General features: G+C 36.3%; 24 protein-coding genes and 1 riboswitch. Of the genes, 21 read left to right on the plus strand and 3 right to left on the minus strand.

What is annotated here, in order from left to right; all coding sequences use genetic code 11:
- Nucleotides 1-34: 34 nt before the first annotated feature.
- From AC6CHV_RS15020 to AC6CHV_RS15045, 6 genes are all read left to right on the plus strand, one after another.
- Nucleotides 35-391 (plus strand): cupin domain-containing protein, encoded by a 357-nt coding sequence (locus tag AC6CHV_RS15020; RefSeq protein ID WP_341332140.1) that lies wholly within the window; start codon nt 35-37, stop codon nt 389-391.
- Between the two features lie 36 nt (nt 392-427).
- A complete protein-coding gene (locus AC6CHV_RS15025; RefSeq protein ID WP_341332139.1) occupies nt 428-1,513 on the plus strand; it encodes a Gfo/Idh/MocA family protein in 1,086 nt (361 codons plus the stop codon).
- Between the two features lie 14 nt (nt 1,514-1,527).
- Nucleotides 1,528-2,442: a sugar phosphate isomerase/epimerase family protein gene (locus tag AC6CHV_RS15030; RefSeq protein WP_341332138.1), complete on the plus strand. Its 915-nt coding sequence runs from the start codon at nt 1,528-1,530 to the stop codon at nt 2,440-2,442.
- Nucleotides 2,435-3,670: a Tm-1-like ATP-binding domain-containing protein gene (locus tag AC6CHV_RS15035; RefSeq protein WP_341332137.1), complete on the plus strand. Its 1,236-nt coding sequence runs from the start codon at nt 2,435-2,437 to the stop codon at nt 3,668-3,670. The genes AC6CHV_RS15030 and AC6CHV_RS15035 overlap by 8 nt, the downstream gene beginning before the upstream one ends.
- The gene (locus AC6CHV_RS15040; protein ID WP_341332136.1) at nt 3,663-4,508 is read left to right on the plus strand and encodes a phosphoenolpyruvate hydrolase family protein; all 846 of its coding nucleotides are present in this window, start codon (nt 3,663-3,665) and stop codon (nt 4,506-4,508) included. Before AC6CHV_RS15035 ends, AC6CHV_RS15040 begins: the two co-directional genes overlap by 8 nt.
- 141 nt (nt 4,509-4,649) lie before the next feature.
- Nucleotides 4,650-5,573, plus strand: coding sequence for a DMT family transporter (locus AC6CHV_RS15045; RefSeq protein ID WP_341332135.1), 924 nt, complete (start codon nt 4,650-4,652; stop codon nt 5,571-5,573).
- A gap of 508 nt (nt 5,574-6,081) precedes the next feature.
- Here the strand turns inward: AC6CHV_RS15045 and AC6CHV_RS15050 are convergent.
- Genes AC6CHV_RS15050 through AC6CHV_RS15060 form a run of 3 tightly spaced genes read right to left on the minus strand, consistent with a single transcriptional unit; the run spans nt 6,082 to nt 9,957 of the window.
- Nucleotides 6,082-7,293, minus strand: a complete 1,212-nt coding sequence (locus AC6CHV_RS15050; RefSeq protein WP_498079134.1) for a Ger(x)C family spore germination protein — start codon at nt 7,291-7,293, stop codon at nt 6,082-6,084.
- Complete coding sequence (locus tag AC6CHV_RS15055) at nt 7,286-8,392, minus strand: endospore germination permease (protein ID WP_498079135.1); 1,107 nt, start codon at nt 8,390-8,392, stop codon at nt 7,286-7,288. Before AC6CHV_RS15055 ends, AC6CHV_RS15050 begins: the two co-directional genes overlap by 8 nt.
- Nucleotides 8,389-9,957 (minus strand): spore germination protein, encoded by a 1,569-nt coding sequence (locus AC6CHV_RS15060; RefSeq protein WP_498079136.1) that lies wholly within the window; start codon nt 9,955-9,957, stop codon nt 8,389-8,391. Before AC6CHV_RS15060 ends, AC6CHV_RS15055 begins: the two co-directional genes overlap by 4 nt.
- A 356-nt stretch (nt 9,958-10,313) precedes the next feature.
- On the opposite strand from AC6CHV_RS15060, the gene AC6CHV_RS15065 reads away from it, so the two are divergent.
- The 15 genes from AC6CHV_RS15065 (at nt 10,314) to AC6CHV_RS15135 (ending at nt 26,493) form a co-directional block, all read left to right on the plus strand.
- The gene (locus tag AC6CHV_RS15065; protein ID WP_498079137.1) at nt 10,314-11,639 is read left to right on the plus strand and encodes a spore germination protein; all 1,326 of its coding nucleotides are present in this window, start codon (nt 10,314-10,316) and stop codon (nt 11,637-11,639) included.
- Entirely contained in the window at nt 11,639-12,712 is a 1,074-nt protein-coding gene (locus AC6CHV_RS15070) for a GerAB/ArcD/ProY family transporter (RefSeq protein ID WP_498079138.1), read from the plus strand. The genes AC6CHV_RS15065 and AC6CHV_RS15070 overlap by 1 nt, the downstream gene beginning before the upstream one ends.
- Nucleotides 12,699-13,775 carry a Ger(x)C family spore germination protein gene (locus tag AC6CHV_RS15075; protein ID WP_498079139.1) on the plus strand — a complete coding sequence of 359 codons (1,077 nt, stop codon included), beginning with the start codon at nt 12,699-12,701 and terminating at the stop codon, nt 13,773-13,775. The genes AC6CHV_RS15070 and AC6CHV_RS15075 overlap by 14 nt, the downstream gene beginning before the upstream one ends.
- Nucleotides 13,776-13,914: 139 nt before the next feature.
- The gene (locus tag AC6CHV_RS15080; protein WP_498079140.1) at nt 13,915-14,244 is read left to right on the plus strand and encodes a nucleotidyltransferase domain-containing protein; all 330 of its coding nucleotides are present in this window, start codon (nt 13,915-13,917) and stop codon (nt 14,242-14,244) included.
- A 96-nt stretch (nt 14,245-14,340) separates the two neighbouring features.
- Nucleotides 14,341-14,790, plus strand: a complete 450-nt coding sequence (locus tag AC6CHV_RS15085) for a DUF6376 family protein (protein ID WP_498079141.1) — start codon at nt 14,341-14,343, stop codon at nt 14,788-14,790.
- 319 nt (nt 14,791-15,109) lie between these two features.
- Nucleotides 15,110-15,312: riboswitch (cobalamin riboswitch) on the plus strand.
- Between the two features lie 267 nt (nt 15,313-15,579).
- A complete protein-coding gene (locus tag AC6CHV_RS15090) occupies nt 15,580-16,209 on the plus strand; it encodes a histidine phosphatase family protein (RefSeq protein ID WP_498079142.1) in 630 nt (209 codons plus the stop codon).
- 607 nt (nt 16,210-16,816) lie between these two features.
- Nucleotides 16,817-18,175, plus strand: a complete 1,359-nt coding sequence (locus AC6CHV_RS15095; RefSeq protein ID WP_498079143.1) for an ethanolamine ammonia-lyase subunit EutB — start codon at nt 16,817-16,819, stop codon at nt 18,173-18,175.
- 14 nt (nt 18,176-18,189) lie between these two features.
- Nucleotides 18,190-19,038 (plus strand): ethanolamine ammonia-lyase subunit EutC, encoded by an 849-nt coding sequence (gene eutC / locus AC6CHV_RS15100; RefSeq protein ID WP_498079144.1) that lies wholly within the window; start codon nt 18,190-18,192, stop codon nt 19,036-19,038.
- Between the two features lie 174 nt (nt 19,039-19,212).
- A complete protein-coding gene (locus AC6CHV_RS15105) occupies nt 19,213-20,619 on the plus strand; it encodes a histidine kinase N-terminal domain-containing protein (RefSeq protein ID WP_498079145.1) in 1,407 nt (468 codons plus the stop codon).
- Between the two features lie 18 nt (nt 20,620-20,637).
- Nucleotides 20,638-21,210, plus strand: a complete 573-nt coding sequence (locus AC6CHV_RS15110) for an ANTAR domain-containing response regulator (protein ID WP_341332126.1) — start codon at nt 20,638-20,640, stop codon at nt 21,208-21,210.
- 159 nt (nt 21,211-21,369) lie between these two features.
- On the plus strand, nt 21,370-22,641 hold the full coding sequence (eutH, locus tag AC6CHV_RS15115; protein ID WP_498079146.1) for an ethanolamine utilization protein EutH: 1,272 nt from the start codon (nt 21,370-21,372) through the stop codon (nt 22,639-22,641).
- A gap of 19 nt (nt 22,642-22,660) precedes the next feature.
- Nucleotides 22,661-23,002 (plus strand): ethanolamine utilization microcompartment protein EutS, encoded by a 342-nt coding sequence (eutS, locus tag AC6CHV_RS15120; protein ID WP_341332124.1) that lies wholly within the window; start codon nt 22,661-22,663, stop codon nt 23,000-23,002.
- 12 nt (nt 23,003-23,014) lie between these two features.
- Complete coding sequence (locus tag AC6CHV_RS15125) at nt 23,015-23,515, plus strand: EutP/PduV family microcompartment system protein (protein WP_341332123.1); 501 nt, start codon at nt 23,015-23,017, stop codon at nt 23,513-23,515.
- A gap of 151 nt (nt 23,516-23,666) precedes the next feature.
- Nucleotides 23,667-25,112, plus strand: a complete 1,446-nt coding sequence (locus AC6CHV_RS15130; RefSeq protein WP_498079155.1) for an ethanolamine ammonia-lyase reactivating factor EutA — start codon at nt 23,667-23,669, stop codon at nt 25,110-25,112.
- A 16-nt stretch (nt 25,113-25,128) separates the two neighbouring features.
- Entirely contained in the window at nt 25,129-26,493 is a 1,365-nt protein-coding gene (locus tag AC6CHV_RS15135) for an ethanolamine ammonia-lyase subunit EutB (protein ID WP_498079147.1), read from the plus strand.
- Nucleotides 26,494-26,502: the final 9 nt, after the last annotated feature.

Raw genomic sequence — 26,502 nt, forward strand, 5'->3', positions numbered from 1 at the left:
AATGAAAAATTAAAACAAAAGGAGAGATTTTTTAATGGCTACAATTACAGATTTATATGAAGGAAAACACACACTTAAAAACGATTGGGGATCCATTCAATGGCTTTGCGGTCAGGAAATCGATCCAGAATCTGAAATGACTTTTGGGATGGTTTATATCAATGCTGGTGAATCAAATCCACGACATATCCATCCAAATTGTGAAGAAGTAATCTTTGTTATATCAGGTGAGTGTGAACATACCCTAGGTGATGAAACGTACCACTTAAAACCAGGAATGATGTTACGTATTCCTAGAAATGTTCCACATAATGCAACTGTTACTAGCTGGGAGCCATGTAGAATGATTATCGCTTATTCTGCACCTGACAGACAAACAATTGGTGAATAAGGACGATAAAAATTCGAATCAAAAGGAGACTTAAACATGGAACCAATTAAATTTAACTATGAGTATACCAACAAACTTCGAATAGGTTTTATCGGATGTGGTGCACATGCATATCGAAATGTATATCCAACATTTGATTATGCACCGATTGATCTAATAGCAGTTTGTGATTTAAATCAAGAAAGAGCGGAACTGTACAAGAAGCGTTTTGGAGCAAAAAGTGCCTATACGGATTACAAGGAAATGATCAAAAAAGAAGATCTTGACGCTGTATTCATTGTTTTAAACTTTGATAAAAATGGTCATCCACTTTATCCAAAAATTGTTCCAGATATCCTTAAAGCGGGGCTTCCTGTATGGATGGAAAAACCATTAGCATACACAACGAAAGAAGGCGAAGAGCTTCTTGAACTAGAAGCTCAAACAGGCCAAACAGTCTTAGTATCGAATAAACGTTATTTCTATCCTACTTTTGTAAAAACAAAACAAATCTTACAATCTAGCAGTTTTGGAGAGGCAGCTTCTGTTACTGGTAGATATCCATTAACATTATCTCCATTTGATGAGAAGCTAGGAGAGAGAACGGGTCTACATTGGTTTTTAGACATCTGTCACCCAATGTCCGGTATTCATTACCTAATGGGTGATGTGAAAGAAATGATGTTTATCGAGCATCAGCCAAGCGGGAATGTGCAGACTCTATTAAAATTCAAATCTGGTGCTATTGGAAATTTAGAGCTGCCTTCAACACAAGCAGACACAAGTCCATTTGAGCGTTATGAAGTGATAGGAAATAAAGAAAATGTGGTTATTGATAATGCAATCCGCCTTGCTTACTATAGAGGGTCAAAAGGTAGTGGAGAATACGGAAAGGCACCAATTTACATTGGGGATAATCCATTAGAAGGTCCTGTTCATTGGGAACCTGAATTCTCACTTGGTCAGTTATATAATAAGAACCTATTTTTACAAGGGATGGTTCAAAGTGTAAATCATTTCGCCCATGCAGTCTTAAATGATCGAAAAGTAGAACTTGCTACTTTAAAAGATGCTGTTCATTTAACAAAAATCTTTGAAGCGTATAAGAACAATCGTTCAGGTAAGTGGATCACAATCGAGTAGACGGGGGTTATAAGATGAAATTTAGTATTTTCACAGACATGTTAGGAACTGAATCTTTTCAGGAATCCTTAGAGCATGCAAAAAACTTAGGATTTACGAATATTGATCTAAGAGGAAAATTAAACGGGTCTACAATAGATGATGTCACACTAGAAAAAGCACGAGTATTAAGTGAAATGATCCAAGAGCAAGGCCTGCAGGTTAGCAGCTTAAGCTCTTGGGCTGTAAACTCTTGTACGTTCTCAGGACCTCCTAAATACGATAATCATGATGAAGAGCACCACAAGCAAATGGAAGAGGTTTTGAACCGTCTAATCGATTTAGCTGATATCTTCGGTTCAACCTTTATTCGTATCTATTCCTTATACCGTCAAGAGGATTTCAACCTTCTTTCTGATGAAGAGAAAGATGCTCAATATCGTCACAATGCAAATATTATGCTACGACATGCGGAACAGGCAAAATCTAGAAACAAAATTCTTTTAGTAGAGAACGAGCCACCAACACTTACAAACAGTGCTAAAGAGCTTGGGATTCTTATGAAATATACGAATCATCCGAACTTAAAGGTTAATTGGGATGTGTTGAATGGCTGGAGAGCAGGTGAATATCCAACTGTTGAAGCATATGAACATATTAAGGGTCATGTTTATCAAACGCACTTAAAGGGTGCATACCGTTTATCGAATTCAATCACAAAAGAAAATCCTACAGGAACTTTTGGCAACTTTGCAATTGCGGGTAAGGATGATTATGATCATACACCAGTAATGAAGGCAATTGCGGAAAACGATCCACAAGCAATTTTAACAATTGACACTCACTATCCATCATTTTATGTTCAGGATCGTATTGGTGAAGTAGAAGTAGTTCGTCAAACCAAGGCATTTTTTGAACAAACAGTAGCGAAGGAGGGTGCTCATGAGTAAAAAAATCGTTTTAATAGGTTCATTGGATACTAAGGAAAAAGAGTTTTTATATGTCAAGGGGATAATTGAAGAGAATGGACTTGAAACAATTTTAATCAATACTGGTGTCTACCCTTCTTTATCTGAAGGGGATATTCCCAATGATGAAGTCGCCAAAGCTGGAGGATCTTCATTGGAGGAGTTAAGAGAAAAGAATGATCGCGGTACCGCTGTTACAGTAATGGCAGACGGTGCTAGGAAAGTCTTAAAACGTTTAGTGGAAGAGAGTAAGGTCGCTGCAGTATTCGGAATGGGTGGAACTGCTGGAACAACTGTAGGTGCTATCGCAATGAAGGATGTTCCGATTGGAATTCCTAAGTTGTTAGTGTCAACTGTGGCTTCAGGTAACACCAGACCATACGTTGGTGAAAAAGATATTATGATGATGTATTCAATTGTGGATATTGCTGGTATTAATAGCCTTTCTTCACTTATCTTAAAGAATGCAGCAAATGCTTTAAGCGGGATGGTTAAAGGGAATGAAATTAGTATTGAAGTAGAAGAAAAGCCAATGATTGGAGCAACAATGTTTGGGGTTACAACGCCTTGTGTAAATAAAACAAGAGAAATTTTAGAGCAAAATGGCTACGATGTACTTGTGTTCCATGCTACTGGTGCAGGTGGAGACTCTATGGAAGCTTTAATAAAGGAAGGCTTTATTGAAGGAGTTATAGATATTACGACAACTGAATTAGCTGATGGCCTTGTTGGAGGAATCTTCAAAGCTAGTGAATCCCGCCTCGAAGCAGCCGGTCGAGTTGGTATTCCTCAAGTGGTTTCTGTTGGAGCATTAGATATGGTAAACTTTGGTCCTCCAGAAACAGTTCCTCAACAATTCAAGAATCGAAAGTTTTACCAGCATAATTCAACAACAACGTTAATGAGGACAACAATAGAAGAGAATCACAAATTGGGAGAAATAATCGCACATAAATTAAATAAAAGTTCATCGCCAGTTGTACTTGTTTTCCCAAAAGGTGGTGTTTCACTATTAGACCGTGCTGGTCAACCATTCGACGGTCAAGAAGAACGTGAAGCGTTATACGACGCAATTAAAGTAAATCTAAAAGAACATATTACACTGATTGAAGTAGAAGAAGATATTAATGATCCAAGTGTTTCGAAGCTAATTGCAACAAAACTATTAGAGCAAATGAGTGCAAAGAAAGGAGACGCGACACATGTCTAATTCAAGAGAAGAAGTAATTCAAAAGTTAAAGGGTAAAATCAAAAACAATGAGGTTATTATTGGTGGTGGAGCGGGTACTGGTCTTTCAGCCAAAAGTGCTGAAGCTGGTGGCATTGACTTAATTATCATTTATAACTCAGGTCGTTACCGTATGGCAGGTCGTGGATCTTTAGCTGGACTTATGCCATATGGAGATGCAAACCAAATTGTTGTTGAAATGGGTAATGAGGTTCTAACAATTGTTAAGGATACTCCTGTATTAGCAGGTGTTTGTGGAACAGATCCATTTAGAAATATGGATGTATTTCTTAAACAGTTAAAGGAACAAGGATTTACTGGTGTACAAAACTTCCCAACAGTTGGATTAATAGATGGACAATTCCGTCAAAACCTTGAGGAAACAGGAATGGGCTATGACTTAGAGGTTGAAATGATTCGTAAAGCGCATGATCTAGGACTTGTGACTTCTCCATATGTATTTAGTGAAGAAGATGCAATTAAAATGGCAGAGGCAGGAGCTGATATTCTAGTAGCTCACGTAGGACTTACTACAAAAGGAGCAATAGGTGCACAAACTGCGATGGACATTGATGATGCAGTGGGGTTAGTTCAAAAAATACATGATGCAGGTAAATCAGTTAACCCAGATATCATCGTATTATGTCATGGTGGACCAATCTCTGAACCTGAGGATGCTGCATATGTACTAAGCAGAACGAATGGAGTTTCGGGATTCTTCGGTGCTTCTAGTATTGAAAGATTACCAACTGAACAAGCTATTTCCGGCCAGGTTCAACAATTCAAAAATATTCAACTAAGTTCTAAGGTTCAAGCCTAAGAGAATACTTAAATTAGAATTTGACTCGTTACCATTATTCTAACCAAAGACCACTGTAATCTCATATTCTGTGAGTAATTGCAGTGGTCTTCTTATGGATTAATAAGTTTTATCTAATTTTAAGGGAATGGGGATTAATAAATGAAGCAGTCCTATCTTTATCTATTATTAACAGTCATGATGGCTATTTGGGGATTTAATGTAATTGCAGTGAAAATTGTTGTTTCTGAATTTCCACCTGTTACCATCACTGCAATTCGCGTTTTTATTGCGTTTCTTGCACTAGTACCGTTCATCATCTATAAAAAACTGTATCGTAAATTAACGAGAAAAGAATGGTTTTACGTTATAGGTATTTCCACTTTTGGAATATTTGGCTTCCAATATTTTATGTCTGTTGGACTGAATTTTACGACTGCAACAAATGCCGGCATTATTTTAGGGGCTGCACCAATTGCAACTGCAATTGGTGCAGCAATATTTCTCAATGATAAATTTACTCTCATGAGAGCGTTAGGCTTTGTATTGGGTTTTATCGGTGTTTTCATTATCATTTTGGCAGGAAGCAACGAAGGTTTTTCGATATCAATGGGTGACTTATATTTATTGATCGCAGTTATTGTTCAGACGGTCAGTTTTGTCTTAATCAAGAAGGTTTCTGATACGTTGAATACGACATATATGACAGGAATTACCCTTTTAGTAGGTTCATTGATATTGATGATTAATGCACTTATCACTGAACCAAACGGAATCTCTCAAATTCCAGAAGGAAGTGCGGTCGCTTTGGGATTATTGATTTTCTCAGGTTTTGTTGCTACTGGATTAGCTTACTTAATTGTAAATGCTGCGATCCATAGGGTAGGTGCTGGAAATTCTGCAATCTTCTTAAATCTTTCTCCATTCTTCGCAGTGATTTCTGCTTACTTTGTATTACATGAGAGCATCTATTTATCACATTGGGCAGGGTTTGGATTAATCGTAGCGGGTGTTCTCCTTGGAACTGGATACGGTCAATTCAAACGTAACAGAGAAACTACTAGTAGAAGCATAATAAAAGCATAAGTGGTCAAAAAACTAATAGCAAAACATCACCACGAATATTGAACCGGACACCTTCTATACCGAATCGGATGATCGAATCCAGTATGTCAAAGAACAAATCATCCCTGGTTCAATCCTTCTGATGCATCCAATGTATGAAGATAGTGATAAAGTTTTATCAGAAATTGAGGGATTATCCAATCGCTTCAGGATGAGGGGTATAGGTTTGTGACTGTGAATGAACTTTAAGAACGATAGGGTGGTTTCCTAAACGGTATTATTTGAATATAGGTACGAAAGGAGGACCAAACTTCATTTGAATTTAGATGAGCTTGTATCCTCCTGTTTTGCTTATTTCCCTTCATTGTTTTTCATTATCCCTTTTCCACGGGGGGTCAGCATAATGATGCAAAGTTCGGTTAATCTTGTAGATCCCCCATGGAAGTAGGGCAGATAAAAGGGCGAGTGTAATGATAAACATGGAAGGCATTCTTTCTAAAATCATGTTCCACACATTCATAACTCCTTTTTATTGAACTGTTTCAATAGAGGAACCAATTTCTCTTAATTTGAAGTTCACTTTAAGGTCAATTACGCTTTTTGAAAAATAATTCTCTCCTTTATCCCAATCATTTTTTACGCTTTCCCATATCCGATAATGATCTTGTTTTAGTTGTTCCCCTAATCTGATGACATCGACCTTATATTCCTTTTGTAGTTTTTCAATCACTTGGTTAACGAGTAGCTCAATTTCCTGTTCTGCCTTTTTTTCAATCTCAGCCAACTCCTTTGGTTCAAGTAAATTAAGGTTTCCATAGGATTCCCCAATATTTCCCTCTGAGTTTATTTCGATTGTAAATTTCATTTGATTTTTATCTAATGCATTTGTAACAATTTTATTTTTGGCTTGCTTTACCTCTACTGCAAAATATTGATCATTCATTAAAAACTCGAGTACCCCACCTTGGATATCTCCAAGAATGAAATTTAGTCCAATAGTTTCCTTGTCATTTAGGGTTCCAACCAATTTTTGGTCTTGGGAGTCAAAAACAGCTGCACCTGATATAGCGGCTTTTTTATTGTTCACTACTAGTCTCGGAATAACAAAGCTTGTACCCATTAATAAGTTTTCATGGACATCACCTAGATTGGTTGGTGGTAACATTTTAGCTGTTTTCACGGTATTTTGAGTGATTGATTCTAAAAACATAATAGGCATTGGTTCGTTTTTGGGGTCAACTTGTAAAGCGTCGATTGCTTCCCCATTTGTAACCATCACCTTCGCAACCCTTCTCATTTCATGATCACGCACAAAAAAATCAAGCGCATCATATAAGTAACCTTGTTTCGAAAGTGCTTCTGACAGAACAATGATTTTAACGTGTTGAAGATAGGGAGAACGACCGACTTGGGTAGATAATTGCCTTGTAATTTGAAAAATAGTTTTTCCTTCTGATGAGACATTGAAGTAGGGATTTCCTCCACCGGACCCACCCTTCGATTGTCCATCACTACCGCTTCCTTGGATATTTGCAGGAACTACATATTGATATGTCAATTTATAATCTTCTTTTCTTGCTTTATTCGGTCTGGTTCCAAATGAATCGTCAGAACTCTTTTCGGTTGTATCAATGGCAGCACCAATCACGAAGCCTCTTTCTTCTATTTCAACTCGATCCCAACATCCTGTAACCGATATAAGAATGCAAAGGAAACCTGTTAGTTTCATGAGTTTAGCCATTGACTTTCACTCCTCGTATTTTTGCAATGATCAGTAGTAGAACTGGGATAACCATACTTAATATGATTCCAATATAACTTATCCATTCGCCAAATATTGAAAGTTCTAATACATTTTGAGGCGTCATCGCAATGATATACATAATGGGTGAAAGTATAAAAATGAGAGTCATTCGATTGACCTTGTTAAATACGGACTTCAATGCGAGCAGGGTTACATCATAGGCCATAGCAGCAGTAGTAAAAAGCGTCATCACCCAAATTGTAAAAAAAAGAGATTCAAATCTCTCAAAAAAGCCTCCCGGAATTTCTACAAGTCTTGCTAATTCAGCTGTAGGATAAAGTAAATTTCTAGTTACTTCGGTACCAAAAACACCGATTACGAACAAAAAGATAAGTAAATATAAAAGGAAAGGGATCGATATACCAACCAGAGCTGACTTCACCATGTCCTTCGGTTTGTTCAGGAACATGTTATAAAATAAAATGGTTTCGAAGCCTAAAAAGGAGAATATCGTTTCTCTTGAAGCTTGTAATATTCCTAGCCAATCGGTAACGAAGAATGGTTTGATATTTTTTACTTCAAAAAAGTTTACATTCAACAAGATTAAAACAGCTAAAATACATAAAACAATAGGTAAAAACATTAAATTAATCCTTATGATCACAGAGCTTGGACCGGAAACAGCATATATAACCACCAATAAAAACACAAAGCCAATTACTTCAACAGGTGTATCGTCGAACAAATAGAGTTTTGAAATATCAGCAGTACCCCTCATTTCATAACTAACAAATAGCATAGAATAGAAGGCAAATATCATTGTTAAAATAGTTGCAACTGGTTTATTTATGATCAAACTTGTAAATTCATGTAGATTTTTCTTAGGAAATTTAGTCGTAAGCATTCCTAATATCCATGTAAAGAAAAGTATCAAAATACCACCTATAACTATTGAAATAAATCCATCAATCGAATTCGTAGTACTGACAATTGTACGAGGGAGTGTGAGGACACCAAACCCTATTACCATACTTGCTACAGACATAGTTACTTCTTTACTTCCAATTTCATTGTCACCGTACTCGAATGTTTTCAAGAGTTTTCATCCCCCTTATTTGACCGTGTGTCATCGACTGTCTGAACATATTGAGGTCTTTTATGTTGTGCAGTTAATGGCGCCCTAATGACCAAATCTTTCCAATCATGATAAAAGGCGGGGGCAAATGGTGCAGAATAAGGAATGCCAAAGCTATTTAATCGTGCAATATGAATATTAATCATAATGTAAACGAGAATGATACCATACAGACCAAAAATACCTGCTGCTAACATAGTAGCAAATCGTAGGATTCGAAACGCAATTCCTGCACTATACGATGGAATGGCAAATGAGGAAATGGCTGTTAACGCTACAACTATGACCATAACAGGACTAACGATTCCTGCTTGAACGGCAGCTTCACCAATAACGAGTCCTCCTACAATTCCGATGGTCTGGCCAATTGTTTTCGGCAGTCGAATCCCAGCTTCACGGAGAAGTTCTAACGTCGCTTCCATTAATAGTGCTTCTACGATTGCAGGAAAGGGCAGGCCTTCCCTGGATGCAGCAAGGGAAAAGGCTAATCTTGATGGGATCATTCCCTGATGAAAGGAAACAATGGCAATATACAATGCTGGTAGAAATACTGCTAAAAATGCCGCAATATACCTTAATATACGTATTAAACTACCTATGAACCAACGTTCATAATAGTCCTCAGGTGATTGGAATAGGGAAGCGAGTGTAGTTGGTGCTATTAAAACAAAGGGTGTACCGTCTAATAAAATAGCTACCTTTCCTTGAAAGAGAGAGGTTGATACCTTATCAGCTCTTTCCGTATGTAAAATTTGTGGAAAAGGTGAAAGAAAACTATCCTCAATCCATTCTTCAATCGTTCCACTTTCTGGCGCATCATCTACATCTATGCATTTTAAACGACGGTTAACTTCTGCCAAAATTTCTGGGTGAACAATTCCTTCGATATAACAAACAATCAAATCCTTTTTCGAACGGCGGCCAATTTTATTCGATTCAAACCGAAGATTAGGATCTCTAACATTTCTGCGGATTAACATAGTATTCGTTCTAATATTCTCGGTAAAACCTTCTCGGGGGCCCCTTATTAACGATTCTGTCATGGGTTCTTCAACCCCTCGACCAGCCCATCCTTTACTGCCGACGAGAAGTACTTGGTTAATACCATTTATAAAAAGAGCTGTGTCTCCCTCTAAAATCGCTAACATCACATTGTCCAATGTATCAGCCTTTTTTAGTTCATGGACAGAGAGAACTTTATTCTCTAATTCAGTCAAGATATTCTTTCCACTAAGAGGCAACTCCTGATTGTTTTTTGTACAGCTAATTTGAATACTTTTAATAATCTCTTCATTCACTAATTCCTTATCTACTAATCCATCAATACATACGACAGCACACGATTGCCCACTTTCACCAATTGTAAACACACGTACAATTAGATCACTTGGGGAGTCTAAGATTTTTTTTATGTTCGATAAATTTTCGGTTAAATCATCATAAATCAAACTCGGTATTTTAACATCTTGATTCTTCTTTTCCCTCTTGTTTGATTTTCTCGATTTACTAAATATGTGCCGTAGCATCTATAAAATCCTCCAACAAACACAATTAGGAACGTTATATGAAATTTCATCCTACCTCATAATTTTTCCAATTGTAGCCATATTATGTACTTTAAGATTGTTAAAAACATGTATTTTAAGCGATTTTGATAGAGGATTGTTCAAGACTATACTGGATTTCTACTCTCCAATAAAAGAATTCAAAAAGAACTGGGAAAGCTAAACAAACCGTTTAGCAATTGTTAAAGTAACATAGGTGATATGTTTGATATCACAATAGTTGAAATGTAGTGTTTTATTCATAAAAGTGCCAAAATGAATAAAAAACACCAATATTACGAAAAATAATACTATTTCATTGTGAGAGGAATATTGAAATGGATCCTATTGTAAAGGAAATAAGGTCAATTCTTGGTGAGAACAATGATTTTTTTCTTCAACGTGATATTGTAGCGGATTCTGCCGTTGTCTTGTTATGTTTAGATACATTAGTTGATATGCAAAAAACGAGAGTCGTTCTCCAAAAGTTAACACATGGGTTACTGTCTCAGGGTACATCAACACAAGATATCTGGAATGTAATTGGTGAAAGGAAAGAAGGTAGCAGTCATAAGGTGATTTCTGCCATAAAGGAAGGCAAGCTTGTAATTAATATAGAAGGTACAAACCGGTGCATACTATTTGAGCCTGTTTCCAAGATGCTAAATAGATCGATTGACGTATCAACAAATGAAAATGTCATAAAAGGTGCACTAAATTCTTTTAACGAGAATATTGAAATTAATATTGGATTACTGCGTAAACAAATTGTCTCAAGTCAACTAACTGTTAATACCTTTTCGATAGGCAATGATATTCCTAAAAGTCTTGCAATACTCTATATAAATGGGAAGGTCGATACCAAAATTGTTGAAAAGGTGAAATCTCTTATTGAAAAAAATAAAAAGATGGATATAAGCAATATACAAGGTTTATCGAAAATGTTCGAGTTTTCAACTTGGGATACCATATCAAAATTTAATTCAACAGAGCTTCCTTATAATGCGTCACAGTCTCTTAAAAGGGGGAGAGTAGTTCTATTTATAGACCAGTTACCCTTTGCCATCATTTTACCGAATTTGTTATGGGATATGTTTATCGTTGAGAATGATCGTAATCTTCCACAACCTCTTATGATTGCGCTCCGTTGTTTACGGGTGATTGGGATGCTTATTGCATTAATTAGCCCAGGTTTGTACGTAGCGTTAGTAGCGGTTAATCCCGAAGTTCTTCAAATTGAAATTGCTTTATCGGTTCTCCAAAGTCGAGAAGGAGTTCCTTACCCTGCGATTGTAGAGGTATTGATAATGCTGGTAATACTTGAACTAATACTTGAAGCGATTGTAAGACTACCAAAGTCTATTGGTCCAGCAATTACAATGGTTGGTGGGATTATTTTAGGACAAGCAATTGTTGAAGCAAAATTAGTAAGCAATCTATTAATTATCATTCTGGCAGCAACTACTATTGGCAACTCGACGCTAATTGGTGCACAGAACTTCACTTCAATAAGGATATACAAATATTTAAATGTCATTCTAGCATCTATTTTTGGTGTGTTTGGACTAGTAACGGGCTTTGTTATCATCTGTGCCCATATGGCTAGTATAAATACTTTTGGAAAATCCTATCTTCATATTAACACTGGGAGGAGTGAGTACTAGTGGTAAGAAGTTTGCATGTTGTGATTCTTTATTTGCTTACACATTTGGGACTTATTTTCTTTATGTTTCCTAGTAATATTATCGCTAGTACGCAACAAGGTCATTGGCTACCAATTCTGATAGGGATATTTGTACATGTGTTATTTTTACACATTTATATGAAAGGTTTAAATTATTTTCCTGGAGAAAACTTAATTAGTATATTCTCGGGTATAGGGAAAGGTGCTGTCATACTACTTCTAGTTCCGGTACTATTGTATTTCTTCATTATTACATTAATAACCGTTCGAGCTTATTCAGAAATTATTACACTTGTTTTTTTATCATTTACGCCACTTTGGGCGGTTACTCTTTTATTATTGATTGTTTCAACATATGTTGCAAAAAACGGAATGGAAACGGTTTTAAGGACAGGTTTAATGTTGGCTATTATTTTTCTCCCACTATTCTTATTTGTTTTCATCTTATCATTTCAAAATGTGGATTGGAGATATTTTAATCCTGTAACACCTGATCTTAACTTCCTTACAAGTAGGAGTTACTATGAAAGCTTTTTTGTGTTTTCAGGTGGCTTTTTGTTTCTTGGATTTGTACAACCTTATTTTTCGTATGAGAGAAAGTACATCATTTTTTCGGCATTACTACTTATTCCTTTTTTTATTTTTTCCGTTTATATTCCTATTCTTACCCTAGGCCAAGCTACTGCTTCGGTTACCTTTTTACCATTTGTAGTCATTGCTGACTCAATTAACGTTAGTTGGCTGATGTTTGATAGAGTGACTCTCTTTTTCCTATTAAGTTTAATTTCTTTTATGATTTTATATATTTCTCTTGTTATGTGTAAAACAATCCTTATTATAAATCGTTATGTGCCTAGTATTAAACCAGTCCACCTTCTGTATATATTATCCTCATTACTCTTTTTTCTTTGTTTTTTGATTCCAGATTGGAAGGATGTTGAGAAACTATTTTGGTGGAATACATTATTAAGATTCTACGTATTTATAGCTGTTCCATTATCGATCTATTTCTGGGGAGTCAGAAAAAGGAAGGGTAAACATGAAACTATTTAATAAAAATGTCATATATACATTTGCAATTTTACTTATTACGATTTTACCTTTGACGGGATGCTGGGATAATAAGGATATCAACCATCGATTACTTCCGGTTGTTCTCGGTGTTTCTAAGATAGAGAATGAATATGAAGTTATAATTAATCTACCAGTATCAAATGCTGGGAAAATCGAATCAAGGATCGTATCTTTCAAAGATAAAACCATAGCAAAGGCGATTGACACAATCAGTAGAAATTTAGAAAGCAGGGTCGATCTACTTCATGTAAAACTTATCATAATAGAAAGAGGAGCAGCAGAGGACGGTGTAAAAGATATTATTGGAGGATTTATGCGTTCCCGTGAAGTTTCACCTAAAGCATTGGTAGCCATTAGTGATGAGGATATAAATGTGCTCTTCTCAAAGTTAAAAGATACAATTGGATTAGTTGGTTCAACAACTGTTGATTTCTTTGAGAAGAATGCAGGTTGGGATCCTGATATTGCACTTACAAGAGTTTGGGAAGTTTACCGAGGAATCCATTCCTATACGTATGATGTTGCAATCCCCTTAATTCGTTCAGGGGATGAATTTCCTATGGAACAAATAGGATCAGCCATCGTTAAAAATGGGAAAATGGTAGATCAAATAAGTCCGGATGAAACGCTATTATATAATATCTTTAAAGGCGAAAGTAGTTCAGGAGAAATTGAGGTTATGGAAAAAGCAACTGTTCGGATAGTTAATAATACAATCCACCACAAAGGTTCGTTTCATAACAACCAACCCTTCTTAAAAAGTAAGATTAAGTTGAAGGTAGTGATATTGGAAACAAGAGGAGAGCCTTCTCTAAATGAAATTAAAAAGGAATTAAACCAAGCACTTAGTGAACGATTTAACAATATGATTTTAAAAACAAAAGAGAATAAGGCAGATATTTTTGGAATAGGTCAATTCTTTCGGAGAGAATTAACACGTAAGGAATTAAAAAATTGGAGAACAAAATACTATACAAATTTGAAAATGGATATCCAATTTAATGTAGACATTCAAAACCAAGGTTACCTCATTACTTCTTAATGGTCATCACACAAAGTGGACAGTTAATAAGTGATGAATGTACTAAAGGAAAAACTAAAAATTGGGACACAAGGTTACTACTAAAGTTGTATACATTATTTAAAAGAAGAATAGAGGTGTCTTTCTGGGTACTGTTGAGGTGTACGGGTTAAGTCAATATTCCAAGAGTGAAATAGCATCAATGATCATGTCTCATGTTAACGAGACACTTGACGATTTTGATCTTGAAATAATAAAGATAGCCATTATCGGGAGTCGTTTATACAGCAATTTTCATGCCGAAAGTGATTTAGATATTGTCATCGAATATAGTGGAACTGAACGAGAAGATGATGTTTTCCATAATCTCATGGATGAACCACTATATATCGACCATATCAAAGTTGATTTTTTACCCTACTGGGATATAAATGGTGATGGAATTGGAAATCGCAAGCATATAATTCTTTTCGAGGATTCGTTTCAATAGTAGTAATTGAAGTTTAGAAACAAGGGGGTAGAAAGAAATTTGAAACCTTTCCCGTTTCGTATCGTATATAAGGTATGCTTACAAACAGGAGGGGATATGGTGAAGAAACGATTTTTAGTTATTTCTTTAATAGGGTTACTATTTCTTGGGGCTTGTTCTGTCCTTGAGGATGTTAATAATACATTAACGTATGTGAATGAGGCAACGGATTATGTCAATGAGGTTAGTACTTTTGTTAACGATGCTCCCAGCCTAGCAGAACAGGCTGTTACCGATGAACAAGCAAGAGCTGATTTTGAAATGATGTTAACTGAAATGCAGGAAGACATGAATTCATTCAACGAGCTTCAGCCACCAGGAGTCGCAGAGGACCTCCATCAACAGATCGTCGATTATAACCAACAGGCAGAAGAAGGCGTTAATTTGCTTCTAGCTAATATCGAGAATGGACAATTAGATTCTGCTCTTCTTGAAAATAGTAAGTTATTTCAAACGTTGCAGAATGTAACGAATACAATAGATCAAATTCAACAGTTGGGTGAATAAAACATTGCTCTAAAATAAATGGCTGTGACAACTATTTTATGATTGTCACAGTTTTTACTTTAGAGATTAAAATATTTTTAAATATATATAGTGTAAGGAGACTTTACTGGATAGATGGGGTGGACGAGAATGGCAATTTCTAATCTACCGTAGAATCATTGGATTAACATAAGGTCTATTTTGATAGTGTTTAACCGAATACCATATGTAACTAAAGTAATTTAAGTAGGTTCAAATTACCTTACGATTTACTTTGCTTCGGAAGTAACAATATTTTACAAATGTATATGATTGGACTATAATGCAGTTAGAATAAAAAAACGAATATTAACAAATAGGTTTCTTAATGTGCTCCTGGTGAGCCAATTAAGACTAAGAGGGAAGTTGGTGCAATTCCAACACGGTCCCGCCACTGTAAGCAAGGAGGAAGGTTACGTTTTATCCACTGTGCAACTAGCATGGGAAGGAGTATCCAACCGTTAATTTGCAAGTCAGGAGACCTGCCTATTTGTTTTGTTTAAGCTTCCTCGAGGAAAGGAATGTTTAAAGAGCGGCAATCTCTAAATAATATATGTTTGCTATTTAATAGATAGATTGCAAGTTTTATATACGAGCAGTATATAAATTGCCTTTCCACAACGCTTTCCTGAGGGAAAGCGTTTTTTGGCGTTCAAAAACAGGAGGGGAAAATAGCTAATTGAGTTTTGTTCTTCTATTATCAGATCGATAATGGGATCTTAAAGGCACAGATGGAGATTTACTTGGTACCGTAATAGAAGGAGGCGAATTATGGGGACTTGCTATAATGTGGACTTATTTCTCGTTCGTCATGGGATAACCGACTGGAATCAGGAAAAACGGTATTTAGGGCATGCGGACCGACAAGTTATAAAAAGTGAACTACATCAACTTTTAGAGTTAAAAAGAGATTTAGTAAAGCAGGAATTTGATTCTATCTTTATTAGTGATTTACGACGGTGCCAAGAAACATTTGATTATTTAAATATTTCGACGGAAGCTACTATAGATTCAAGATTAAGAGAAATAGACTTTGGTGATTGGGAGGGAAAAACATATCATCACTTAGAAAATGAGCCACGTTATCAGGAGTGGCTTGATGATTGGGAAGCAATACCAATACCAAACGGTGAGGCAGCGGAAACCTTCAAATCAAGAATTGATGCCTTTCTCCATGATTTATTTCTACAAGTAATGGAACGTCCAACTAATGAGAGGAAGCATATTCTTGTCATTACCCATGTGGGTGTCATTCGCTACATAGTATCAAAATACTTAGCTTTAAAAACCTTTTGGGAGGATTCGGTTTCACATGGTCAGGGTGTTTTATTATCAATGCAGTATGAAGAGGGATGGAAATGCAACTCGTTATTGGCGGTGCCTTCTCGGGAAGGAAGTTAGTAGGAGAAGAGAATAACCGATGTAGCTGGATAATAGCCTATGATGGTAATTCGCTCCGATAGTGGGAAACAAAATGTGAGCCCGAAACTACCTTGGTATAAGAGGGACGGGAAAAATGGATTGCAACTGAGCTTACGAATACCAAAACAATGACAACATTCGAAGTAGGTTTATGGAAATTTTGGAGACCTTGCTTTACGAAAAACAAAAACGTAACAATTGAATCGTCCCTCGTTATGTTAGAGATTGGTAAAGGAGTTGTTCCGCTTTAAAAGGTCGAAAGAAGACTGCGAGAAATTGCCGGTTGGATTGCTTAAGATGCTACCCGGGTCTCTGAAAAAATATAAATTGTTTGGAATGGATTATCGGTCGAATAAAATAGAAAAGTGATCAAACCTGCAATTATATAACATTACGAAAAACAACCTTTCAAGTTTTTACACTCTTTGCTATAATTGTTAAAAAGTGAAACGTTCAGGTAAAGGTGCCTTAACTGAAGCCATTTTTATGGCTTGTTGTTAAGGTGCCTTTTTTATTTAACTTATTATTGTTAGCGCTTTCCGAATCCTGAATTGTGAAGAAGATTAAATAGATTGGAGGCTTAAAGATGTTTAAATGTACATTGAAAAATGAAGTGTATCAATTTCAGTCCATTAAAGAAATTTTAGCAAAAGCAAGTGAGGAAAAATCTGGGGATATTATGGCGGGTATTGCAGCTCGTTCGAATTTGGAGCGTATGGCAGCAAAATTTGTTTTAAGTGAGTTAACCTTAAAGGACATTTACAAGGAACCAGTGATTCCATATGAATCAGACGAAGTGACAAGGATTATCTATGATGATATTAATCAATATATTTATCAAGAAATCTCGGGTTGGACAGTTGGTGAATTAAGGGAATACATCCTCTCGCACAACACAGGTTCTTCCCAACTGCTACGAATTAGTAAAGGGCTAACGAGTGAAATGATTTCTGCTGTTGCAAAGTTAATGTCCAGTATCGATTTGGTGATGGCTTCACAGAAAGTTAGACCGACTGCTCACTGCAACACAACAATTGGGGAACAAGGCCGTTTAGCTTTTCGCTGTCAGCCTAACCATCCAAATGACAATCTAGAAGGAATTCTTGCTTCTTTAAAGGAAGGACTTTCGTACGGGGCAGGGGATGCAGTAATTGGAGTCAATCCTAATAACGATTCAGTAGAATCTGTATCTAGGATTTTACACATGACACATGATTTTATGAGGCAGTGGGAAATTCCGACACAAAATTGTGTATTAGCACATATTGCCACTCAAATGAAAGCTATTGAAAAAGGGGCACCAAGTGGAATCATTTTTCAAAGTTTAGCTGGAACAAATTCAACAAATGATGATTTTGGAGTTTCAAAGTCTATTTTAGATGAGGCAGCAGACCTAATGGCTAAACACGGTACTTCAGCAGGTCCGAATCAATTTTATTTCGAAACTGGACAAGGTTCTGAGGTTTCACTCAATTCTCACCACGGTGTTGATATGCAAACCCTTGAGTCAAGAACCTACGGGTTTGCACGCCACTGGAAACCATTTATGGTCAATAATGTCTCTGGATTTATTGGACCAGAAACTCTATACGATGGAAAACAAATGATACGTGCGGATTTAGAGGATCTTTTTATGGGGAAATTACATGGAATTCCAATGGGGATTGCGCCAACGTATACAAATCATATGCAAGCTGATCAAAATGACCAGGAAATCGCTGGAATGTTAACGGCGTTAGCTGGGGCGAACTTTTATATGGGAGTTCCAGGCGGGGATGATGTAATGCTTAGTTATCAGGATACAAGTTACCATGATGATGCTAGTTTAAGAGAGATGCTAGGTTTACGACCATTAAGAGAATTTGAAATTTGGATGGAAAAAATGGGGATTATGGAAAATGGTCAATTAACTGATAGAGCAGGAGACTTATCTATTTTTAAATAATAGGAGATGATGGAATGGATATTCAAGACATTGTCAATCAAGTAATTGAAGAATTGGAAAAACAGAAAAAGGTATCCAGCACCAATGATCAACAAGAAAACATCAATAGTCATATTATTGTGGAGAATAAAAGAGAAATTGGAGTAGATAATCCAGTTGATTATGACATCATCGAAAAAGCAAGGGCGATAACACCAGCAAGAATTGGAGTTGGTCGTACAGGGACACGATTCAAAACAAAGGAATATCTCTATTTTCGGATCGACCATGCTGCTGCACAGGATGCAGTATTTAATGGAGTATCAGAGGAATTTTTAAAAGAAATGAATTTACCTGTCCTTCATTCCAAATCAAAATCAATGGATGAATATTTAATGAATTTAGATAGCGGTCGTTTTTTAAATGATACTTCTAGAGATTGGGCTAAAAAAAATCTATCAAAAAACAAACAAGTCCAAATTGTCATATCGGATGGCCTAAGCTCCACCGGGATTGAAGCCAATATACCAGATTTACTACCTTCATTAATTCAAGGATTACAGGTGAAAAATATTTCAATGGGAGAACCTGTTTTTATTAAAAGAAGTCGTGTGTGGATTCAAGATGAAATCGCTTCTATGACAAATTGTGATGTAGTGATTTCCTTGATAGGTGAACGACCAGGGCTTGCTACATCCAAAAGTATTAGTGCCTATCTTATATACAGACCAACAGAAAATACGGTTGAGGCAGACAGAACGGTAATTTCAAATATACATGAAGGTGGAATTCCTCCTGTCGAAGCGGGTGCTTACCTTGCTGACATAATAGAAAGGGTTTTAAAACATAAGGTAAGTGGCGTTAAGCTTACTCAATTATCATAAACCTTGTAAAAAAACAGGAATAATGAAATGTCAATTGACATTCTTTATTCCTGTTTTTTGTCTAAAAGTCTATTAATCATATTAATTATTAAATTCATAATATTGACATAAAAATATAAGACTCTTATAATACTTATTATATATTGCTCTCAATAGAAACAGGAGATAAGTACTATGACAAACAACAAGATTGAGGAGTTGTGTACCCTCCACACAAATCTATCTGAGGTAGACATTGAAATTATAAAAAGTGTGGCTGCAAACTTATTCTTGATTGCAGATTTAAATAAGGCAAATGTATTTGTTGATTGCCTTACAAAAGAGGGAAAACATGCAATTGTTGTAGCAGAAGCCTCACCAACAACAGCTAAATCCATCTATTCAAAACCTATTGTCGGTAAATTTGCTTATGATGTTTTTGAACCTTCCGTGTTATCTTCATTGAAGACAGGCAAACCAATTTTTCTAAATCGTGCATTAACACAAGAAGGTAGAACCGTAAATCAAAGTGTTGTCCCAATTAAAAATAATAGGGATAAAGTCATCGGAACCTTAATCATGGAAAAAGATATCAGTGAGCAGCTAAAAACTCAGGAAAAGATGGAAGCGTTATCAGAAGCAACTGAGACATTGAGCGAAATTTTGGTCGGAATCACACAAAATCGTCCAATCATTCCGGAAATGCTTGAGGAATCTTTGTTTTTAATTGATGATAGGGGGAGAATCGTTTATTGTAATCCATCAGCATCTAACTTAATTCAAGAGACCTATGCGGATGGTCATTGGGTTGATCGGATGTTAATTGAGTTTTTTCCTGAAATAAATAGTATTCTTGAAGATCCAGAAGACCTCCTAATCAAAGAACTAACGATCTTGAATAGGTTTTTTCAAGTGAAGAAGATAAGACTATCCATGAAGGAAAGCGAATACGGCTTCTTTGTTATCTTAAAGAATATAACTGAATTACGAGAGAAAGAACGGGAGCTTATTGTTAAGTCAGTTGCAATTCGAGAAATTCATCATCGTGTGAAAAATAATCTTCAGACTGTAGCGAGTCTATTACGTTTACAAATGAGAAGAGGGCTTCCTGAAGAAAGTAAAATTCATTTCGAGGAAAGTCTCAATCGAATAACAAGTATTGCTGCCGTTTATGAAATCATATTATCAAATTCAACTGTAGATGATGTTGATCTTTATCAATTAATTGAAAAGATTGGAAATGAACTTGTGAAGGAATCAGGGGTAGATAAGAATATTTCGTTATCATACTCTGGCCCAAATATACAAATCAAATCCAATAAAGCAGTTACAGTTGCACTTGTTGTCAATGAATTAGTCCAAAACTGTGTAAAGCATGCATTTAAAACAATTGAATCAGGTGAAATTGAGGTACAATTACAGCAAATGGATAGTCAAATCATCGTTCAAGTAATAGATAATGGTGAAGGTTATTCACCTCCATCAAAATCATCATTAGGGTTAGATATAGTAAGAACTCTAATTGAACATGATTTGTCAGGTCAATTTAAAATTCACAAGGCTGAGAATGGGACCGTTGCTTCAGTTGTTTTCCCGATATAAAAAGGAGGGAAATTAGGCATGAAAAAAAGGGTATTGGTAGTTGAGGATGAGTCGATTACTCGGATGGATATAGCAATGATGCTTGAGGATAACGGATACGAGGTAATCGCGCAAGCTAGCAATGGTGAAGTGGCTTTAGAAAAAGCTTTTTCTCTAAATCCCGACTTAATCATTATGGATATTAAAATGCCTAAATTAAATGGCCTAAAAGCAAGTGAAATTATATCAAAAAAATTACATACTCCAATTCTTATTTTAACGGCTTACAGTCAACGTGAATATATTGATAAGGCAAAGCAAGCCAATATCTTGGGCTACTTAGTGAAACCTATTACCGAAGCAAGTTTAATTCCAGCTGTGGAAATCGCATTAAAACAAGCTGAAAATGCAAATTCATATCGTGAACAAGTTCAGAATATTAATAAACAATTACAGGAAAGAAAAGTAGTTGAAAAAGCAAAAGGAATTATAATGAAAAAGTTTAATGTACACGAAGATGATGCATTTAAAAAAATGAGAAAGATTAGTATGAATAAACAGGTTACTCTGGAGAAGGTAGCAAAGCACATCATATTAAAATATGATGTGTAACATTTTTACAAGTGAATAGACGAAGCAAAGGTGCTGTAACGGTATATCCATTTTTATACCGTACAGTACCTTTTTGTCTTTTTATAAGGGTAGTCTATCGTGTGAAAAAATACGTATTCTCCATTTATATAATAACAGAGAACAGGGAGGGATATTTAAATGGAAATGGTAGGGCAAATTGTAATTTATATCATCATGCTTTGTGCGGTTGCAGGGGCTGTTGCTGCAATTCGAAACAGTGATGATGGGTTAGGTGCTCAATTTATGGAAGGGTTACATGCAGTTGGACATATTTTCGTACCTGCTGCGGGGATTATGGCATCAATTCCTTATTTATCTTGGTTCATCGATAAAGTATTTGGCCCAGTATTTTCAGCGATTGGTGCAGATCCTGCTATTGCAGCAACTTCTATTTTAGCAACTGATATGGGTGGTTACCAATTAGCTGAGGTATTAAAAGAAACCCAAGAGGGTTGGATTATGGCGATGATTGTTGGATTTATGGCAGGTGCAACGATTGTTTTCTCCATTCCAATGGGGTTAGCGATGCTTGATAAACGTGACCATAAATATATGGCCCTTGGAGTAATGGCGGGGGTATTAACCATCCCGATTGGCGCACTCATTTCTAGTACAATTATCGTATTTACAAACTCAACGGTACGAGATTTTATATCAACATCTGGTGAAGCAAAATATCAATTTGCCTTAGGATATGGTCAAATATTATTAAACTTAAGTCCATTACTCATATTTGTAGTACTTATTGCAGCTGGTTTATATTTTCTACCAGATTTAATGATCAAAGGTTTCATGTTGTTTGGCCGACTCATGGACGCTGCTATTAAGCTGGTTCTTGTTTTCTCGATTGTTGAAATTTTTACAGGCTTATTCTCAACTGTATTCGGTGCGTGGGGATTCGATCCAATCATGGCAGATGCTGATGATCAATTCCGTGCTCTTGAAACAGCTGGTTATATCGGAATTATGCTAGCAGGTGCATTCCCGATGGTATATTTATTACAGAAATACGCGGGAGGACCACTTGAAGCACTTGGTCGAAAGCTTGGCTTAAGTAAAGAAGGAAGTGCTGGATTAATTGCGACTATTGCAAATATCCTTGCTATGTTCAAATTAGTAAAAACAATGCCTCCAAAGGATAAAGTTATCAATATCGCTTTTGGTGTATGTGCTGCTTTCTTACTTGGAGATCATTTATCCTTTACAGCCAATTTCCAGCCTACATTAATTCTTCCAATTATAGTTGGCAAAATTTCCGCAGGGGCAATTGGAATTGGTTTGGCTTATTGGTTATCTGTACCGAAGGCCTTGGAATTAGAGAAAAAAGATCGTGAAGCGGGAATCATTGGTAAAGATGAGTACTTACCGAAGGAAGACCTAGTAGAACAAAAACGCAGCTTAGAGGCATAAAACAAGGAGGTTTTTAAGGTTGAGTGAAGAGAAACAGCGATTTATTCAGGAATTTGTTCCGGGAAAACAGGTTACATTGAGTCACTTAATCGCAAACCCAGGTCCTGATATGTTTGAAAAATTAGGTATACAGCAGGCTGGAGCTATTGGTATTCTTACATTAACTCCAAGTGAAACAGTAATTATTGCAGGTGATCTTGCAACGAAAGCGGCAGATGTTGAAATTGGATTTTTAGACCGCTTTACTGGTAGTCTAGTGATTGTAGGAACAGTATCTTCTGTCGAAATGGCAATGGAAGAGATTAATAGATTCTTATCAGAAACCTTAAAATATACCCCGGCAGCCATTACTAAATCGTAAAGGAGTATTAAAATGGCTAGAAAAAATAGAGCGATGTTGATTGGATCAATTGGTGCTGGTAAATCTACTTTAACAAATGCTCTTTTAGGTCGAGAGGTAGAAGCAGTAAAAACTCAGGCATTAGTTTATTACGACTGGATTGTTGATACACCTGGTGAGTACACCGAAAATCCATTATTTTATAAAAATATTATGGCTACATCACTTGAAGTGACTCATGTTTTGTTCTTACAGGATGCGACTAGAAAAAAAACAATTTTTCCACCTGGATTTAGCACAGGTATCAACAAACTCCCAATTGGGGTCGTGACAAAAAGTGATTCTGAAAATGCTGATATCGATTCAGCCGTTCAACAACTAAAACGAGTTATTCCAAACGGTCCTATTGTAATTAGTTCCTCCATTACTGGTAAAGGTATTCAGGAAATTAAGGATCTAGTAAACTGTAACACGATGCTAGATATGAGAGAATATGCTGAAACAAAACAAAGCGAATTACTCATTTTCGTGTGAAAACCTTTACAATAATATAGCATTAGATTATATTATTAATATAACAAATGAATTTACTAGGCAAAGGCGCCTTATATAACCTGTCAATAATGACAGTTTGTATAGGGTGCCTTTTTTTCTTTTGTCATTAGTTTGGAATGAGGTGAGCTACATCAAAAAGTATGAGCCTCAAAGTGAGGAAATTTTAAGTGCTGGAATTGACATTGGGACCAGTACTACTAAGATTGTTATCAGTCAATTTTCATTAATGAATATGGCTGGCGGAACACATATGCCACGTATTGAGATTGTTAATAAAATAGTCTTACATCGAAGCCCAATCTATCGAACGCCCTTATTGAATTCTACAACAATAAATATTGAGCAAGTAGAAGAGCTTGTCAAAAAGGAGTATGAAAAGGCAAAAATTACCGCAAATGATATTAAAACAGGGGCTGTCATTATCACAGGTGAAACAGCCACAAAACAAAATGCCCAACAAATGGTTCATCAACTATCTGATCATGCTGGTGATTTTCTTGTAGCAACTGCAGGTCCAGATTTAGAGGGAATTATTGCGGCAAAAGGTTCTGGCGCATTTGAGTTTTCGAAGAAGGCAGGAAAAGTTATTGCCAATATAGATATTGGTGGTGGAACGGCAAACGTAGCTGTTTATAAGTCAGGAAAACTATGTGGAACCTGTACCCTACATATTGGTGGACGGCTCATTGAGTATAGTCACTCAAGAGTTAAAAGTATTTCTCCACCAATTAAAGAGCTATTTAATCATTGGGGCGTTTCAGTTAAAGAAGGAGACGTCAGAAACAATTCTGAGGAGAAAAAGCTAACGGATTATATGGCAACAGTCATTTCTAGAATGTTGGAAAGAAGACTGACTGACTCAGATAAAGTCCTACTTCTAGGACATGAGCCAAATTGGAAGGAAGAAATTGAAACGATCATGTTCTCAGGTGGAATTAGTGAGTGTATCTATCGTCAGGAATCCGCATCAGCAAGTGAAGTAGATTATGACGACATCGGAGAAAAGCTAGCCACATCCTTAAAAGAGAGCAAAGAGTTATCTAAGTGGACTTGGATTCAACCTGATGAGACTGTACGAGCAACAGTACTAGGTGCTGGGACACAAACTACTGAAATAAGTGGCGCTACAATCCAGGTTGATAGCAATGACCTACCACTTCGAAACTTGCCTGTTTATCAAGTTCCATTAGGGAATAACTTAGACACAGGATTGAAGCAACTACGAAAATCTGTTGAACAGGCTATTGAAATTTATGACCCGAATCACGAGGGACAAAATTTTGCCTTGTATTTTACAGAAATTCCTTATTTGAGCTTTAAGGATATCCAAGCATTTGCCAAAGCAATCTTGGATTCTATGAAATTAAAGATAAACACCAAACAGCCACTGGTTATCGTTCTCGAAAGTGATCATGCAAAGGCATTAGGGCAAACATTGAAAGTTCAAAGTCCAACACAAAGCATCATATGTATCGATCAAATTCGAGTTGAACATGGTGACTATATTGACATTGGTCATCTTCTACAAACGAGTGTTGTCCCAGTAGTTATAAAAACATTAACATTCCACCATTAAGAAAGGAGGGGGCCAAATGAGGCTGAAAACCAATTATTTGGGTACAGTTTATCAATTCTCATCATTAAAAGATTTATTCGCAAAAGCAAACGAAGAGAAATCAGGGGATCGTTTAGCTGGTATTGGGGCTGAAACAGTACAAGAACGTATTGCAGCAAAAGAGGTTCTAAGTCAATTAACACTTTCAAATATTCGGGAAAATCCACTACTCCCTCCTGAAAAGGATGAAGTATCAAAAATTATAGAAAGTCAGGTGAAAGAACCAGTATATCAATCAATTAAAAATTGGTCTGTGGCAGAGTTACGAGAATTTATTTTAAATGATGAGGTAACTGGAGAGGACCTTAAACGCCTGAGCTTAGGCTTAAATAGTGAAATGATTGCAGCTGTTACGAAAATCATGTCTAATCTCGATTTAGTACATGCTGCAAATAAAGTAGAAATTGTCACAAAATGTAACATTGCAATTGGACAGAAAGGAACCCTAGCATCACGTCTTCAACCAAACCATCCAACAGATAATGTTGAAGGAATTATTGCATCATTAAAAGAAGGGCTTTCTTATGGAATAGGAGATGCCGTTATAGGAATTAATCCTGTAGATGATTCAGTTGAAAGTGTAAAACGGTTGCTTCATGCTACACATGATTTTATTCAAGATTGGCGGATTCCAACACAAAACTGTGTATTAGCTCACGTTACAACACAAATGAAAGCCATCGAACAAGGAGCACCAGCAGATATGATTTTCCAAAGTATCGCTGGAACTGAGTCTGCAAATCGTTCCTTTGGTATTTCAGCAACGATGCTTGAGGAAGCTAGGGACATGGCTCGAACCTTAGGAACGGGAACCGGTCCACAGTGCTTGTACTTTGAGACAGGGCAAGGTTCCGAATTATCAGCAGAAGCTCATTTTGGAATCGATCAAATGACATTAGAATCAAGAAATTATGGATTTGCGCGTTACTATGACCCGTACATTGTCAACACTGTTGTTGGATTTATCGGCCCTGAGTATTTGTATAACAACAAGCAGGTTATCAGAGCAGGATTAGAGGATCATTTTATGGGGAAAATGCACGGAATTCCGATGGGTGTAGATATTTGCTATACAAACCATATTAAAGCTGACCAAAATGATATTGAAGATTTGAGTGTCCTTTTGACTGCAGCAGGAGTGAATTTTGTCATCGCTACACCAATGGGGGATGATTGCATGCTAAATTATCAATCACTCAGTTACCATGACGTAGCTACATTAAGACAAACATTGAACAAAGGTGCATCCCCACTATTTGCGGAATGGCTGGAAAAAATGGGCATATTCGAAAATGGAAAACTTAGCAAAGTTGCAGGAGATCCAACCATTTTTTCACGTTAGGAGATGAAT

This window comes from Ferdinandcohnia sp. GQ5 (assembly GCF_059759275.1).

Coding starts and splice junctions, on each gene's coding strand:
- AC6CHV_RS15020 (WP_341332140.1), top strand. CDS start 35: ATGGCTACAATTACAGATTTATATGAAGGAAAACACACACTTAAAAAC.
- AC6CHV_RS15025 (WP_341332139.1), top strand. CDS start 428: ATGGAACCAATTAAATTTAACTATGAGTATACCAACAAACTTCGAATA.
- AC6CHV_RS15030 (WP_341332138.1), top strand. CDS start 1,528: ATGAAATTTAGTATTTTCACAGACATGTTAGGAACTGAATCTTTTCAG.
- AC6CHV_RS15035 (WP_341332137.1), top strand. CDS start 2,435: ATGAGTAAAAAAATCGTTTTAATAGGTTCATTGGATACTAAGGAAAAA.
- AC6CHV_RS15040 (WP_341332136.1), top strand. CDS start 3,663: ATGTCTAATTCAAGAGAAGAAGTAATTCAAAAGTTAAAGGGTAAAATC.
- AC6CHV_RS15045 (WP_341332135.1), top strand. CDS start 4,650: ATGAAGCAGTCCTATCTTTATCTATTATTAACAGTCATGATGGCTATT.
- AC6CHV_RS15050 (WP_498079134.1), bottom strand. CDS start 7,293: ATGGCTAAACTCATGAAACTAACAGGTTTCCTTTGCATTCTTATATCG.
- AC6CHV_RS15060 (WP_498079136.1), bottom strand. CDS start 9,957: ATGCTACGGCACATATTTAGTAAATCGAGAAAATCAAACAAGAGGGAA.
- AC6CHV_RS15065 (WP_498079137.1), top strand. CDS start 10,314: ATGGATCCTATTGTAAAGGAAATAAGGTCAATTCTTGGTGAGAACAAT.
- AC6CHV_RS15075 (WP_498079139.1), top strand. CDS start 12,699: ATGAAACTATTTAATAAAAATGTCATATATACATTTGCAATTTTACTT.
- AC6CHV_RS15085 (WP_498079141.1), top strand. CDS start 14,341: ATGGTGAAGAAACGATTTTTAGTTATTTCTTTAATAGGGTTACTATTT.
- AC6CHV_RS15090 (WP_498079142.1), top strand. CDS start 15,580: ATGGGGACTTGCTATAATGTGGACTTATTTCTCGTTCGTCATGGGATA.
- AC6CHV_RS15095 (WP_498079143.1), top strand. CDS start 16,817: ATGTTTAAATGTACATTGAAAAATGAAGTGTATCAATTTCAGTCCATT.
- eutC (WP_498079144.1), top strand. CDS start 18,190: ATGGATATTCAAGACATTGTCAATCAAGTAATTGAAGAATTGGAAAAA.
- AC6CHV_RS15105 (WP_498079145.1), top strand. CDS start 19,213: ATGACAAACAACAAGATTGAGGAGTTGTGTACCCTCCACACAAATCTA.
- AC6CHV_RS15110 (WP_341332126.1), top strand. CDS start 20,638: ATGAAAAAAAGGGTATTGGTAGTTGAGGATGAGTCGATTACTCGGATG.
- eutH (WP_498079146.1), top strand. CDS start 21,370: ATGGAAATGGTAGGGCAAATTGTAATTTATATCATCATGCTTTGTGCG.
- AC6CHV_RS15125 (WP_341332123.1), top strand. CDS start 23,015: ATGGCTAGAAAAAATAGAGCGATGTTGATTGGATCAATTGGTGCTGGT.
- AC6CHV_RS15135 (WP_498079147.1), top strand. CDS start 25,129: ATGAGGCTGAAAACCAATTATTTGGGTACAGTTTATCAATTCTCATCA.